The organism is Maribacter sp. HTCC2170 (genome assembly GCF_000153165.2).
Lineage (GTDB): Bacteria > Bacteroidota > Bacteroidia > Flavobacteriales > Flavobacteriaceae > Maribacter_A.
On the sequence record NC_014472.1, the window covers coordinates 2835741 to 2850065 of the forward strand.

The 14325-nt window shown below is 36.7% G+C and carries 14 protein-coding genes; 10 read left to right on the forward strand and 4 right to left on the reverse strand.

Features of this window, described 5'->3' with window-relative positions; translation table 11 throughout:
* The first annotated feature begins 237 nt into the window (after positions 1-237).
* Positions 238-1080, forward strand: a complete 843-nt coding sequence (locus FB2170_RS12425) for a 1,4-dihydroxy-2-naphthoyl-CoA synthase (RefSeq protein WP_013306917.1) — start codon at positions 238-240, stop codon at positions 1078-1080.
* Positions 1081-1300: 220 nt separating this feature from the next.
* On the opposite strand, the gene FB2170_RS12430 is transcribed toward FB2170_RS12425, so the two are convergent.
* Positions 1301-2632 (reverse strand): serine hydrolase domain-containing protein, encoded by a 1332-nt coding sequence (locus tag FB2170_RS12430; RefSeq protein ID WP_013306918.1) that lies wholly within the window; start codon positions 2630-2632, stop codon positions 1301-1303.
* A gap of 129 nt (positions 2633-2761) precedes the next feature.
* Here FB2170_RS12430 and FB2170_RS12435 point away from each other — a divergent pair, with 129 nt between their 5' ends.
* Genes FB2170_RS12435 through FB2170_RS12445 form a run of 3 tightly spaced genes read left to right on the forward strand, consistent with a single transcriptional unit; the run spans position 2762 to position 5347 of the window.
* Positions 2762-3217 carry a 3D domain-containing protein gene (locus FB2170_RS12435; protein ID WP_013306919.1) on the forward strand — a complete coding sequence of 152 codons (456 nt, stop codon included), beginning with the start codon at positions 2762-2764 and terminating at the stop codon, positions 3215-3217.
* Positions 3214-3876 carry a peptidoglycan recognition family protein gene (locus FB2170_RS12440; protein WP_013306920.1) on the forward strand — a complete coding sequence of 221 codons (663 nt, stop codon included), beginning with the start codon at positions 3214-3216 and terminating at the stop codon, positions 3874-3876. Before FB2170_RS12435 ends, FB2170_RS12440 begins: the two co-directional genes overlap by 4 nt.
* A 1-nt stretch (position 3877) precedes the next feature.
* Positions 3878-5347, forward strand: a complete 1470-nt coding sequence (locus FB2170_RS12445) for a M14 family zinc carboxypeptidase (protein ID WP_041632839.1) — start codon at positions 3878-3880, stop codon at positions 5345-5347.
* A gap of 39 nt (positions 5348-5386) precedes the next feature.
* Here the strand turns inward: FB2170_RS12445 and FB2170_RS17390 are convergent, their stop codons facing one another.
* Both FB2170_RS17390 and FB2170_RS12450 read right to left on the reverse strand, forming a co-directional pair.
* Complete coding sequence (locus FB2170_RS17390) at positions 5387-5554, reverse strand: hypothetical protein (RefSeq protein ID WP_013306922.1); 168 nt, start codon at positions 5552-5554, stop codon at positions 5387-5389.
* Positions 5555-5742: 188 nt separating this feature from the next.
* Positions 5743-6840, reverse strand: coding sequence for a vWA domain-containing protein (locus tag FB2170_RS12450; RefSeq protein ID WP_013306923.1), 1098 nt, complete (start codon positions 6838-6840; stop codon positions 5743-5745).
* 215 nt (positions 6841-7055) lie between these two features.
* On the opposite strand from FB2170_RS12450, the gene FB2170_RS12455 reads away from it, so the two are divergent.
* The 5 genes from FB2170_RS12455 to FB2170_RS12475 all read left to right on the forward strand — a co-directional run bounded on the left by FB2170_RS12455 (position 7056) and on the right by FB2170_RS12475 (position 11179).
* A complete protein-coding gene (locus tag FB2170_RS12455; RefSeq protein ID WP_013306924.1) occupies positions 7056-8066 on the forward strand; it encodes an XdhC family protein in 1011 nt (336 codons plus the stop codon).
* Entirely contained in the window at positions 8066-8671 is a 606-nt protein-coding gene (locus FB2170_RS12460; RefSeq protein WP_041632840.1) for a nucleotidyltransferase family protein, read from the forward strand. The genes FB2170_RS12455 and FB2170_RS12460 overlap by 1 nt, the downstream gene beginning before the upstream one ends.
* A complete protein-coding gene (locus FB2170_RS12465; protein WP_013306925.1) occupies positions 8672-9760 on the forward strand; it encodes an amidohydrolase family protein in 1089 nt (362 codons plus the stop codon). It begins immediately after the preceding gene.
* Between the two features lie 326 nt (positions 9761-10086).
* The gene (locus FB2170_RS12470) at positions 10087-10575 is read left to right on the forward strand and encodes an RNA polymerase sigma factor (protein WP_013306927.1); all 489 of its coding nucleotides are present in this window, start codon (positions 10087-10089) and stop codon (positions 10573-10575) included.
* A 4-nt stretch (positions 10576-10579) separates the two neighbouring features.
* Positions 10580-11179 (forward strand): hypothetical protein, encoded by a 600-nt coding sequence (locus FB2170_RS12475; protein WP_013306928.1) that lies wholly within the window; start codon positions 10580-10582, stop codon positions 11177-11179.
* A 9-nt stretch (positions 11180-11188) separates the two neighbouring features.
* Here the strand turns inward: FB2170_RS12475 and FB2170_RS12480 are convergent, their stop codons facing one another.
* On the reverse strand, positions 11189-11821 hold the full coding sequence (locus FB2170_RS12480) for a GntR family transcriptional regulator (protein ID WP_013306929.1): 633 nt from the start codon (positions 11819-11821) through the stop codon (positions 11189-11191).
* Positions 11822-11984: 163 nt separating this feature from the next.
* Here FB2170_RS12480 and FB2170_RS12485 point away from each other — a divergent pair, with 163 nt between their 5' ends.
* Positions 11985-14153: a DUF5916 domain-containing protein gene (locus FB2170_RS12485; RefSeq protein ID WP_013306930.1), complete on the forward strand. Its 2169-nt coding sequence runs from the start codon at positions 11985-11987 to the stop codon at positions 14151-14153.
* Positions 14154-14325 lie beyond the last annotated feature (172 nt).

The window sequence follows — 14325 nt, forward strand, 5'->3', positions numbered from 1 at the left end:
TTTTGCCCACACCATTTATCACCAAAAGTAAAGTTAACCGAAATCTTTGTGACCAACCAATGTTAGTGCCTTAGCTTTATCAGAGTTTTTTAACAATTTAAACTTCAATAAAAGTTCTTGACATCTTAATTATTAATTATTGATTTATCAAAATCGATTTAGAACTCCAATGAGTTCTTTTTACAAATTGTATTACTTTGCAGTAGATTAGAAAAGTATAGATTTAAAACCCGGAACATGCAAAAAGCTGATTGGAAAACCGCCATAGAATTTGAAGATATTACCTATAGGAAAAGTAATGGAGTTGCACGTATAGCCTTTAATAGGCCTAATGTGCGAAATGCCTTTAGACCAAAAACCACAAGTGAATTGTATAAAGCGTTTTATGATGCACAAGAAGATACTTCGATTGGAGTTGTACTTCTTTCCGCAGAAGGCCCATCTACTAAAGACGGCGTGTATTCATTTTGTAGTGGTGGTGATCAAAAGGCTAGGGGACATAAAGGCTATGTCGGAGAAGATGGCATGCATCGTTTGAATATTCTTGAGGTGCAGCGTTTGATCCGATTTATGCCAAAAGTGGTCATTGCTGTGGTACCAGGTTGGGCCGTCGGAGGTGGACACAGTCTACATGTGGTATGTGATTTGACCTTGGCAAGTAAGGAACATGCCCTTTTTAAGCAAACTGATGCCGATGTCACCAGCTTTGATGGAGGATACGGTTCTGCGTATTTGGCAAAAATGGTAGGACAGAAAAAAGCTAGGGAAATCTTCTTTTTGGGGCGTAGTTATACCGCTCGGGCCGCTTACGAAATGGGTATGGTGAATGCAGTGATTCCGCATGAAGAATTAGAGGATACCGCCTACGAATGGGCACAAGAAATTTTGGAGAAGTCACCAACTTCGATTAAGATGTTGAAGTTTGCTATGAACCTTACCGATGATGGTATGGTAGGTCAGCAGGTTTTTGCAGGTGAAGCTACTCGTTTGGCCTATATGACCGAAGAAGCCAAAGAAGGGCGTAATGCATTTTTGGAAAAACGGAAACCCAATTTTGATAAGAACAACTGGATTCCTTAACTCTCTTTAGCTCTCAAACTAAAAAGAGTCTCACCCTTAACGGACAAGACTCTTTTACGAGAACACTATATGAAAATGAAAAATTTTGTTTGCTTTATTATTACGTTGTAAATGTAAATAGGTAGTGGTTTTAAACATAATTATTGTTGCAAGACAAGGCATTTATGTTGTGAATTCGTAAAAAAAAGATATTTAGCCAATGAACAGCAGCCTGTTTGCTTTAGTTTATGGCTTTTATCACTTCACTTAAAAAGTGATTCACATCAAAATCAGGATTTTCTGCGAGTCCGGTTCGTACAATTACCAAATCTTTCGAAGGGATAATGAATACGTACTGCCCTTGAAAGCCGTTGGCAGAATACAGATCTTTGGGTACATCAGGATATTTTCCTTCGGCGTTCAACCAAAAATGGCCTCCATAAGTACCTTCCGAAAGAGCGGTTGGTTTAGAAACATAATCAACCCAAGAGGCATCAAAAAGCTGTTCGCCGTTCCAATTGCCCTTATTCATGTAGAGAATTCCAAATTTGGCCCAATCACGTGTATTTGCCCACCCATAGGACGAACCCACGTAATTCCCACTCATATCTGCCTCAATAAGCATAGAACTCATTCCTATCTTATCGATTAAGGCTGTGTAAGGAAAATCTAAATACTCTTGATGGGTTTTGAATTGATCTCGCAGTATTCTGGATAACAGGTTTGAAGTGCCTGAAGAATAATTCCATATTTCTGTTGGTTCTGCGATTGCCTTTTTATTTTCTTGTTTCACGGTCATATCGGCATCTAGAAAAAGCATTTCAGTAACATCGGAAATACCTGAATAATCCTCTTCCCATGCTAAACTGCTTTGCATTCGTAACAAATGATTCAAAGTAATGTTTTTTCTTTCATCATTTTGCCAAGATTCAATTGGGGCAGGCGCATTGATGTCAATTTTGCCTTGATGTTGGAGAATACCATACATTGTCGCTAAAACACTTTTGGTCATTGACCAGCCTAGAATGGGAATTTCATGAGAAAAACCTTCAAGATATCTTTCACCTAAAATCTGCCCTTTATAAGCTACGAGTACGGTTCGTGTTTTTTGTACTTCAGGATCAACAAAAGTATCATCAATGGCTTTTTTAATCTGGGTATAATCTACATTGTTGAACAATGTGTCTTTTACGCCATTACTTCCGTAAGGAAATGGAAGACTATCATTTTTACTTATCGTTCTGTTCGGTTTGAAATTAAAATCAGCCGTATCAAAATCATCATTGATCAAAACACATCCCACACCAGGACTGCAGATCGATTTTCGTTCCATTAGTCCGTAAACGGTCGCAGCAACTTCATCTTCGTGCACTTCAACCTCCGCTAGCTTAATCATAGGTACATCGTGGTCGTTCGTTGTTACCGAGGCAGCAGTGCGTCCAGAAATAAATTGACTTGAGGCCATATTTTTGGCAGCAAACCCTGATATGATGTTGAGTTTAGGATAATTGAAAATTATGATTCCGGCTAGAATCAAAATCACTAAGAGCAAGACGCGTTTGAATAATTTCATGCAATAATTGGTTTATTTCAAAGGTATAAGAAATGATAATTCTAACTATAATAAGTGATGATTTAAAACCATAGCTAAAGGATATTTTATAAATTGCTATACTAATGTTTAACTGCGAGCAACATTTGTATGAAGTTAAGATTACTTTCATTATTCATACTGGTCATAGTTTCTGTAAGCTGCAAGGAAGATATAAAGGTAGCTGAGGAAAAGCACTTATGGATCCCTTTAGAGGTAACCGCTACAGCCTATAATTCGTTCAAGTACCAAACTTCCGAGAATCCGAACATTACGGCTTGGGGAGATTCATTGATTCCAGGGATGAAGTCGATTGCTGTTTCAAGGGATTTGATTGCAAAAGGGTTAAAGCATGGTACTATGGTGCGTATTGATACTTTTCCAGATACATTTTATATCAATGATAAAATGAACCGTAAATGGCGAAACCGAATAGATATTTATATGGGAAAGGATAGGCAAATGGCACTTGAATGGGGTAGAAGAAAAGTGTGCATGGAATATGCAGTTTTAAAAGAAAGTTTGGACTCAATTACCCAAAATTCATTAACTACTACAACAAAATGAAGCAGATAATAATCATTCTTACAATTATACTATTCATCTCTTGTTCATCATTAAAAAAGATTGTTGATAAGCCCATTGTTTTTAATGAAGAACGAATAGAAATGACTTTGCAATATTTGGATGAGCATTATGGACTTAAACAAAATTCACCCACAATAGTTCCAAAAATGATTGTATTGCATTGGACGGCCATTCCAACATTTGAAGGTTCTTTTGATGCATTTTACAACATAAAATTGCCAAACTGGCGCCCTGATATCAGTAAAGCCGGTGGGTTGAATGTGTCTACCCACTTTTTGGTGGACCAAGATGGTACAATCTATGGTCTTATGCCAGAAACTACAATGGGTAGGCATGTTATAGGATTGAACCATTGTGCAATTGGAGTAGAAAATGTTGGTGGTACAAAAGATACTCCTTTGACAAAGGCGCAATTAGATGCCAACATTTGGCTGGTGAAATATTTGGCAAAAAAATATGATATTGACTATGTGATAGGGCATCATGAATATACCTTGTTTGAAGGTCATGAACTTTGGCTAGAGAAAGATGATGGGTATAGAACCACAAAAACCGATCCAGGGGATGAATTTATGTCCAAAGTAAGAAATGCGACTCGAAAACTTAGTTTTAAAGAATTACCGAAAAAAATCAATTGATATGAAACTTCTTTTATTCATTCCTTTAGCCCTCTTAATCACAACAAATACGGTACTTGCCCAAAGTGGCAATATAACAGAGAGCCTGTATGATACCTATGAGCAGTATAAAGAACCAACACTTAGAAAACGACGTGTAAAGCATTATGAAATTCAGTCTTTGATAAGTAAGCATGCTGCGAATAAGGCATTTACCATTAGAAAGGTTGGAGAATCAATAGAGGGTAGGGCATTGAACCTGGTCAGTATTGGTTCTGGTAAGACCAATGTTCTGCTATGGTCCCAGATGCATGGCGATGAACCAACAGCTACCCAGGGTATTTTTGATATTTTCAACTTTATGGTAAGTGATGATTTCAAGGCCGAGAAAAAAGAAATTTTAGACAATCTAACCGTGCATTTTCTTCCGATGTTGAATCCCGATGGGGCAGAACGTTTTCAAAGACGAAACCTTTTGGGTGTTGATATCAACCGAGATGCTTTACGTTTGCAATCTCCAGAAAGCAAGACCTTAAAGTATGTGCGAGATAGTTTGAATGCTGATTTTGGTTTTAACCTTCATGATCAAAGTACGTATTACAATGCTGAATTGACTGAGAAACCAGCGACTATTTCTTATTTGGCACCTGCATTTAATTATGAAAAGGATATTAGCGAAAAACGTGGCAACGCCATGAAAATCATTGTGTTTATGAACAACATTATACAGAAATATGCACCAGGACAGGTTGGCCGCTATAATGATGATTTTGAACCTAGGGCCTTTGGGGACAACATTCAGAAGTGGGGCACAAGCACAATTTTGATTGAATCTGGAGGCTATGCCAATGATATTGAAAAGCAGGAAATACGAAAACTGAATTATGTTTCTATTCTATCGGCCATTTATACCATTGCCAAAGAGAATTACAAAGAAATTTCTATTGATGATTATGAAAAGATTCCTGAGAATGACCGCAAGCTCTTCAATCTTAAAATCACAAACGCAACCTATAATCTTTTAGGAAAGAACTATGTGCTTGATTTGGGTATTAACCGTTTGGAAGTTGATAAAGAGGGTAACAATGATTTTTGGTATAGCAGTAGAATCATAGATCAAGGCGATTTATCTACATACTATGGTTACGAAACCTTTGATGCCACTGGATATGAAGTAAAACAAGGAAAGATTTATCCTAACGTAGTGACCAACATTTCAGACCTTAAGGGATTAAATGTGATTGATATATTGAAACAAGGTTGCGCCTATGTAAGAGTTGCTAATATTTCCAATGAGACACTAGTGTCTCCGTTTCCATTGAATGTGTTGGGATCAAAGACGGAATTGCCTGATTTTCAATTGAAAGTAGGCAATAATCCGACTTTTATTTTGGAGAAAAAGGGTGTTCCAAAGTATGCTGTGATCAATGGGTTTTTGATTGATTTGGAATCTGGCAAAGGGGATTTTGAAAATGCCATGATTTATCGTTAAGTTATTCCAATTTGTATTCTCTGGGTAAAAGGAATATGATCAATACCCAAACTGAATTGTCATATAAGGACCATTGATCAGTAATAGTATGAACATTGTTATCAAAGCTGAAACAATAGTTGAAAATAAAAGAAGTACAAAGCTTTTGTATCCTTTAGAAAGTGGCCCAATGGCACTGTTTTGAATAATTTCGTTGATTACATCCATGATTTCTTTTCTTTAAATTAAACTTCATCATAGTTTTTAGGATGTAGGTATTCAATATTAATGGGGGTTGTTGGTAATAGAACAATTGAAAAGCCAAAAACCCTACTTTGATTTTATGGTAGAATTAATGGATTAAAAAAAGGGCATCCTTTTGTGGATGCCCTTTTAAACTATTTACTAAATGTCTTTTATTCGCAACCCGCAGTGAATCCGGTTGCATCGAATTTGGTCTGTACAGCACCTTGTCTACTGCCATCAATGACTTGTATGGCTAAGTTGTTTTCACCACTTCCATCACGTTTAGGACTACAATACTCAAAAAGATAGAAGCTGTTCGCTCGTTCTGATATTTTTATTGATATGTCGTTGAATGTATTTTCCAGTTCTTCGGCATTTCCTGCAAATACGCTAAAAGTTTTTCCAATATCAGTCAAAACCTGTGTATCTATTTCAGCTCCAAGTCCAATTGAAAAGAAGGATATATTAGCGGCTGCATCCTCTACTTTCTTCAATGCTGTTTGTTCTGTATACCTAGAGGCCTGATCGGTTCCATCGGTGAAAATCACAACAGAAGCAGCTCCTATGATTTCCTCTTTTATACTATCGGCCAATAATTCTTCAGCTATTTCGGTTGACTTTATAACCGCTCCATACAAGTCCGTTGATGGGTCATTGCTAATGTCATCTGTAATTCCGTTTATAGCAGAGACCAGTTCCTGTTTTGAGCTGGTAAGATCATTTAAAAGATGTAGTTCATCTTCTCCATCGAACCAATAAATTGCCATTTTATAGGAATCCTCGGTAGTTAATGGCATTACATTGTTCACAAAACTGACCGATGCCGTTTTTAGTTCTTCAAGACTACTACTAAGCACGCTATTACTTAAATCGAGAACCAAAATGGTATTCGAACTGAATACCTGGGAATTCGATGAAATTCTTGCATTTGATTCCGATTTGGAAATGGTATTAAAACAATCATCATTGCGACCTTGCTCGTAGATAGTGAATTTATCTGCATCAAGTCCAGATACAGGGCTACCATCAGTATCTGAAACTTTGAATAATATCGATATTTTTCCGGGTAGGGTAGTGTATTCCTCTTGAATAGATAGTACTAAATCACTTTCACCAAGATTAAGGCAATCATCAACAGGTTTTCCTTTACCAAGTCCATCGCCAAAGTTTAAATCAAGGTTCACATCATCATCGGCATTGCCACATGAGAAGATTAATAGTAGTAGCGAAAAAATGCCCAAATACTTTAAACTGCTTTTCATTTTCATTCGTTTGAGGTTCAACACACAGAACGCTCATTTGATTCTAAAATTATGCCCTAAAAGAAAAAGTTTGTTAAATCTTGTTAAAGTAAAATTCCTTGCTATTATATCCAGTAAATTAGAAGTGAAATTCCAATCAAGCATTACCCGAATTCTTATTAGAGGATTTTAGATATTAAAATGGGAATTAACGGTATGCTGATGTATTATCGATTTAATCAATGATCCACGAACTCAAAAAAATTGTAGAAGCGTTTCTTGCTTCGAAAGAGCAACATAAAAAATCTGTATTGGCCACTGTAGTGGCCCTCGAAGGATCCTCATACCGTCGACCGGGAGTTCGTATGTTGATTCATGAAGACGGGAAGGCTATTGGGGCTGTAAGTGGTGGCTGTGTAGAAAAAGAAGTAATAAGACAGGCCCAAAGTGTTTTAAAGGATGGAATTCCAAAAATGATGACCTATGATGGTAGATATCGTTTGGGATGTGAGGGTTTGTTATACATTTTGATTGAGCCCTTTGAGCCGGGTTATGCATTCATCGATGCTTTTAAGGAAAACTTGAGAAAACGAAATCCAGTTCATATAGTTTGTTTTTATTCAACTACAGAGGGAAAGCATAAATCCTGTGGCTCAATTTTTTCTTTTGATGGAAACAGATTTCCACTTAAAGAAGCGTTTGAAATTGATGAAGGCCTAAATGTTTTCAAACAAGAGATGAAACCATGCTTTAAATTATTGATTATTGGTGCAGAACATGATGCCGTACAATTGGCATCTTATGCCTCTATTACTGGTTGGGAAGTTTCCATTATTGCTTCTCCGTCTGAAGAAAAAAAATTAGTTGATTTTCCTGGAGCTCAAGAACTACTCTGTATCAATGCTGAAGAGTTTTCAACGGAAATAATAGATGATCAAACGGCGGTAATGTTAATGACCCATGGTTATGTTAAGGACTTGAAGTATTTATTGAAAATAAGAGAAACCAATCCCGCTTATATAGGAATATTGGGTCCAGCGAAGCGACGGGAAAAACTCTTGAATGAATTGATTGAACGGCACCCCGAGGTAAATGATTCCTTTTTTGATGTTGCTTATGGGCCGGCAGGGCTGAATATTGGAGCAGAAACTGCTCAGGAAATAAGTATTGCGATCATCGCTGAAATATTGGCAGTTATAAGAGAAGAGAAACCCATAATGCTTAAGAATAAATCCACACCAATTCATAATTAATGGCTGATTCCCACAAAATAGCCATAACCATACTTGCTGCAGGGGAATCTTCCCGAATGCATGAGTTAAAGCAATTGCTCCCTTGGGGTGATACCACATTACTGGGCAATGCCATAAATGTTGCTGGTGAATGTGAAGCAGATATAATATATGTTGTTTTGGGAGCAAAAGCAGCAGAAGTCCAAGCAAGGAATGAGGGTATTGGTGCAGAATGGGTTTTAAACAAAACATGGGAAGAGGGAATGGGATCTTCAATCGCATGTGCAATGAACCATATTTTAATTTCTGGGAAAAAGTTTGATGGTGTATTGTTTATGTTATGTGATCAACCATTTATAAGTGCGGAGCATTTAAATAGAATAATCGATATTTTTAGGAATTCGGATAAAGGGATTATTGGAACGACACATGCAAACAGTATTGGTGTTCCGGTGCTTTTTCATAACAAGTACTTTGAGGAATTGTCTAAACTAGAAGGCAAAACAGGAGCGAAAAAACTAATTTCAAGTAATCCTGATGATGTAATACAATTATTTGCTGAAGGAATGGGGATAGATTTGGATACGAAAGAAGAATACGAACAAGCTTTAAAATCAATTACTTAAATGAAGCAGTCTTACAAAGCATTTTTAATAATCATTTTTTTAATATCAGTGACAAGTACTTCTGCCCAAGATATGGGTTTTGAAGAATATAATCCTAAATCTACTTTGGTCGTTCCCGTAAACGAAGTGAAAAGGTCCAAATTTCCATTTATCGATGTACATAGTCATCAAAGAGATATGTCAGCCGACGGCTTGAATAGATTGATTAAGGATATGGATTTGCTCAATGAGGGCATTATGGTGAATCTTAGTGGTGGCTCGGGAGAACGGGTGAATTCCATGATAAAAAGTATTCAAGAAAACTATCCAAACAGATTTGTAGTTTTTGCCAATGTGGATTTTGATGGTGTGGGAACCCAAGGGTGGTCTGAAAAAGCAGCTTCACAACTGGAGACTGACATTAAAAATGGAGCGAAAGGCTTGAAAATCTATAAAAGCCTTGGTCTTCGCTACAAAGATAATAATGGAAAAAGAGTGGCCATAGACGACGCTCGTTTAGACCCGATTTGGGCAAAATGTGCCGAGATGGGAGTCCCAGTATTGATCCACGCTGCTGACCCAAAATCATTTTGGGATGACATGAACAGTGACAATGAACGTTGGTTAGAGCTTAAAACCCATTCTCGAAGAAAGCGTACTGCCACCAATCCTGCCCCCTGGGAACAAATTATACAGGAACAACACAATATGTTCAAGAAACACCCAAATACGAAATTCATCAATGCACATATGGGTTGGTATGCTAATAATTTGGATAAATTAGGAGAATTAATGGATGCCTTGCCGAATATGAATGTTGGCATAGCTGCTGTAATTGCAGAATTGGGCAGGCAACCAAAACATGCCAGGAAGTTTTTTATAAAATACCAAGACCGTATTCTTTTTGGTAAGGATAGTTGGAAACCCAATGAGTTCCCTACCTATTTCAGGGTTTTGGAAACTGATGATGAATACTTTCCTTATTACAAGAAATACCATGCATTTTGGGCCATGTACGGTTTAAATCTACCTGATGAAGTATTAAAGAAAGTCTATTATAAAAATGCCTTAAACCTTATTCCTGGATTGGATAGGAGTTTATTTGAATAACTTCAAATTATTTTTTGGTTTTTTCTTATTGACTTTTCTTTTTCGGTTCAGACTTTTTTTCTTCATTGTACTGCTGAAAGATTCCACAAGAATTTTCCGTTCGGATTAAAGAACTTTCAATAGGCTTTTTACGTTTTGCAAATGCCTCAATTTGGGGCGATAAATAGTTCATGCTACTTGTTCAATCTGGTTAGGTTCAAAATTCTTCTTACATTCCTAACGTTTGGTATCCGTCGATAATATATGAACCTTAATAAATATTTTGTGATGATTAGTGTGATTTTATCATGCTAATGCATACTAATACAAAAAACCAAGACCGGTAGATGAATCGAGAGCATGAATTTGTACAAGTGATTAAGGAAAATGAGGGGATAATCTTTAAAATCACCACAGTTTATACCGATAACAGGGAGGATCAACAGGATCTTTACCAAGATATAGTATATCAATTATGGAAATCATTTGACTCATTTAGGTCAGAATCAAAATTCAGTACTTGGATGTACCGTATTGCTCTGAACACTGCTTTGACACGAATTAAAAAGAATAAGCGTAAAGGGCATTCTGTCCCAATTGATAAAGTTGTTTTGGGGCAAACAGATTATTATGACGCCGAGTTCGAAGAACGAATAAAAATATTATACTCCCAAATTCATCAATTGAATGAGCTTGAAAAAGGATTGATACTACTAATGCTGGAAGGAAAAAAGTATGATGAAATAGCAGAGATAACGGGTTTAACGTCGTCAAACGTAGGTACGAGAATTTCGAGGATCAAGAACAAACTAAAATCACAGATTGTAAAGCAATAGAACTATGGAACTAGAGGAAATACAGGCAACATGGGCACAGATGAGTGTAGAATTAGAGAAACAAAAGCATTTAACAAATGAAATCATCATGAAAATGACTCAGGATCGATATAAAAATAAATTCAGTAAAGTTTCATTTTACGAAAGCCTCGGAGCTGTTATATGTTTCGCAGCTGCTATATATATATTATTTAATTTCAATGAACTACAGGGGTGGTTAGAAATTGTCTGTGGTATATTCACTCTTGGGTTTTTGATACTAATGCCGGTTTTGGTATTGAATTCATTGCGAGCCGTACAACGATTAAAAATCGGTGTCAAAACGTATAAAGAAACACTTATTGAGTATACAGCAAAAAAGAAGCGACTATTGATTTTACAACAGGTAGGTATTTATGCCAGTTTTGTGCTAGCATTCACCATGATGCCGGTAGCTTCAAGAATCTTCTCCAATAAAGATTTCTTCGCAGTCTCTAGAGGCCTACCGTTTTATTTGGGTATCAGCGTTGCTTTGATTGCTCTTTTCTTCTATGCGAGATGGGGTTATGGTTGTTATAAACGTATAACTAATTCAGCTGAAGAACTGTTGCAGGAAATTGAATAGGAGGTAAAGTTAAATAAAACGCAATTGCTTTTGTATATAGTCCAGAATGAGCATCCAGTTCATTTTCAATACCAGAGCAGCTGTGGGCACGTTATCGTCCTCAATTGCTGATATTATCGCATCATGCTGATTATCAGATTTTGAGTAGATAGAATCATCGGACATAAAGGCGCGTTCATAAAAGATGATACGTGTCTTCAAATCGGCCAATATTTGCTGGGCCAAAGCATTTTTGTAATGCTGGGTCAGAATCTTATGAAATTCGAGTTTAGCGTGAATACGTGATAAGGTATCTTTGGCAGCTTTGAATGTCTTTTGGGTCTTCTTTAAACCACTGATAGAGTCCTCGTCAAAAACAGAATTATCCAATGCGAGCACTTCAAGATCGGCTACAAGTTCATAAAGATCCTTCGCCTCCATATAATTCAATTCTGCAATAATGAAACCGCGATTGGGAATGGCCTTTATTAGTTTGGATTGCTGTAATTGGGTCAAAGCTTCGCGGATTGGGGTGACACTAACATCCAATTTTCTTGCCAGGGCAGCAAGATTAATTGTTTTACCAGGTTCAAGAAGTCCATTGGTCATTTGATCCAACAAATGGGCACGCACTTGATCGCGAAGAATTATTTTAGAAATCATACTGCAATATAGTATATCGTATACGATTTAACGTAATATTTTGCATAATAGTATATCGGTCAGATTTAGAGGAAGTATTTATTTAGTTTCTCTTGAACAAAGGTCAAAATAAGCATCATTATACTATCAAAAAATCCATTTATTGGGTAATTTAGCCTGGATTATGAAGAACTACATCCTTGCCTTTTTTATTGCAATGTTTTGCTTATCGCTGACTGCCCAAAAAAAGAATGAATCCTTTAGATTAAATATTAAGAAAATCACTGCCCCAATAGTTATAGATGGAGTAGGAGATGACGCCGGTTGGAAGACAACTGATGTTGCAAATGATTTTTTCATGGTGCTACCGATGGATAAGGGTAAATCCAATGAGAAATCGGAAATAAGAATGGCTTATGATGATAAAAACATATACCTACTAGCTACATTTTACAATACAAGATCGGGTACCAATATAGTGGAATCATTGCGTAGGGATTTTTCTTTTGGTAAGAATGATAATTTTCTTCTTTTTTTAGACCCATTTAACAATCAAACCACTGGTTTTTCTTTTGGTTCGAATGCCGCAGGCGCTCAATGGGATGGTACCATGTTCAGCGGAAACAATATTGATTTGAACTGGGACACAAAATGGATTTCTAAAGTACAAAGTGATGAAGATAAATGGGTTTTTGAAATGGCCTTGCCTTTTAAATCCATCAGATATGAAGATGGAGTAAAGGAGTGGGGCATTAATTTTAGTCGCTTAGATCTTAGGGCGAGTGAAAAATCGAGTTGGACCCCTGTTCCAAGACAGTTTCCAACATCCACTTTGGCCTATTCAGGAGTACTGGTTTGGGACGAAGCGCCACCAAAGGCAGGTAGAAATGTATCATTGATTCCTTATATGCTCGGTGGAGTGAATAATGACTTGGATGGTAATAGCACTTTTGATAAAAAAGTAGGTGGTGATGTAAAAGTAAGCCTTTCTTCTTCATTGAATTTAGATCTTACGGTGAATCCTGATTTTTCTCAGGTTGAAGTTGATCGGCAGGTGACGAACTTAGATCGTTTTGAGTTGTTCTTTCCTGAGAAAAGACAATTTTTCTTAGAAAACGGTGACCTATTCGCAAGTTTTGGTTATCCAACTATTCGTCCCTTCTTTTCACGAAGAATTGGACTTGGAGTACCAATACGTGCTGGTGCTCGTGTAAGTGGTAACCTTAATGATAAATGGCGATTGGGACTTATGGATATGCAAACGGCGGCTGTTGACGAAACTGGTCTTCCCAGTCAAAATTTTGGAGTATTGTCATTGCAGCGAAAAGTTTTTAGCCGTTCTAGTATAGGTCTTATGATTGTGAATAAAGAATCTTTCAATTATCCGCTTGAAAATGATTCCATTAATAATCAATATACAAAATTCAATAGAAATATTGGAGTGGAGTATAATTTGGCCTCACCGAATAATCTGTGGAACGGAAAGGCTTTTTTATTAAAATCATTTGCTCCCAATAAAGATGGTAATGGAATTACACAAGCGGCTCATTTAGAGTATAAGAGCAGAAAGTGGAATTGGCGCATACAAGAAGAATCGGTTGATAAGGATTATACGGCTGAAGTCGGTTTTGTACCAAGAAACGACTATGTAAGTTTTAAATCTAGCTTAGGACATCTTTTCTTTCCAAAGGCAGGCCCGGTTTTAAGTCATGGACCAAGTTTGAATGCCAATTATTATTTTGACCAAAGTTTTAAACATACAGATCATACAGCCTATATGCTTTATGGGATAGATTTTAGAAATCGGAGTGGTTTAGATGTATTTATCTCCGATGATTATGTTGAACTATTGGCCCCTTTCGACCCTACACGTTTGGGTAAGGAAGAGCTACTGACGGGAACCAAGCATAACTGGAATGCTTTTGGGTGGATGTATGCATCAAAACCCCAAAGCATGTTTACCTATGCGCTGGATGGTAGATTTGGCGGTTATTATTCCGGTGGAAACCGTACAAGCCTAACAACCGAATTGGGTTATCGTTTTCAACCTTATGTCAGCCTTACCGCTAATTTGAATTACAATCGTATTAAATTGCCGGCGCCTTGGAATACCAACCAATTTTGGCTGATCGGTTCCGAGGTAGATGTTACATTTACCAATAAACTATTCTTCGCAACCCTATTTCAGTATAATGAACAATCAAAGAACTTTAATCTGAACTCTCGTTTTCAATGGAGATATAAACCCGCATCAGATCTTTTTATTGTTTATACCAATAATCATTTGATTTCTCCCTATTCTGGAAGAACGTGGTCATTGACATTAAAATTGAATTATTGGTTTAATCCGTAGAGAGTTAAATTATTTTCACTTTTATATTATTTCCTAATGTTGCTTATTATTGTCTTCGAGTAGATAATTTACAATATTGCAATAAAATGAGTGTTAAGTATATTGAATTTAAGATTAAATTTAGCACTTTGCCTTAATGAACAGGAATTTAGCCCACTTTGAATTTCATTGT

Coding starts and splice junctions, on each gene's coding strand:
- FB2170_RS17390 (WP_013306922.1), bottom strand. CDS start 5,554: ATGGATGTAATCAACGAAATTATTCAAAACAGTGCCATTGGGCCACTT.
- FB2170_RS12460 (WP_041632840.1), top strand. CDS start 8,066: ATGGCTGATTCCCACAAAATAGCCATAACCATACTTGCTGCAGGGGAA.
- FB2170_RS12425 (WP_013306917.1), top strand. CDS start 238: ATGCAAAAAGCTGATTGGAAAACCGCCATAGAATTTGAAGATATTACC.
- FB2170_RS12465 (WP_013306925.1), top strand. CDS start 8,672: ATGAAGCAGTCTTACAAAGCATTTTTAATAATCATTTTTTTAATATCA.
- FB2170_RS12445 (WP_041632839.1), top strand. CDS start 3,878: ATGAAACTTCTTTTATTCATTCCTTTAGCCCTCTTAATCACAACAAAT.
- FB2170_RS12440 (WP_013306920.1), top strand. CDS start 3,214: ATGAAGCAGATAATAATCATTCTTACAATTATACTATTCATCTCTTGT.
- FB2170_RS12430 (WP_013306918.1), bottom strand. CDS start 2,632: ATGAAATTATTCAAACGCGTCTTGCTCTTAGTGATTTTGATTCTAGCC.
- FB2170_RS12480 (WP_013306929.1), bottom strand. CDS start 11,821: ATGATTTCTAAAATAATTCTTCGCGATCAAGTGCGTGCCCATTTGTTG.
- FB2170_RS12455 (WP_013306924.1), top strand. CDS start 7,056: ATGATCCACGAACTCAAAAAAATTGTAGAAGCGTTTCTTGCTTCGAAA.
- FB2170_RS12435 (WP_013306919.1), top strand. CDS start 2,762: ATGAAGTTAAGATTACTTTCATTATTCATACTGGTCATAGTTTCTGTA.
- FB2170_RS12475 (WP_013306928.1), top strand. CDS start 10,580: ATGGAACTAGAGGAAATACAGGCAACATGGGCACAGATGAGTGTAGAA.
- FB2170_RS12450 (WP_013306923.1), bottom strand. CDS start 6,840: ATGAAAATGAAAAGCAGTTTAAAGTATTTGGGCATTTTTTCGCTACTA.
- FB2170_RS12485 (WP_013306930.1), top strand. CDS start 11,985: ATGAAGAACTACATCCTTGCCTTTTTTATTGCAATGTTTTGCTTATCG.
- FB2170_RS12470 (WP_013306927.1), top strand. CDS start 10,087: ATGAATCGAGAGCATGAATTTGTACAAGTGATTAAGGAAAATGAGGGG.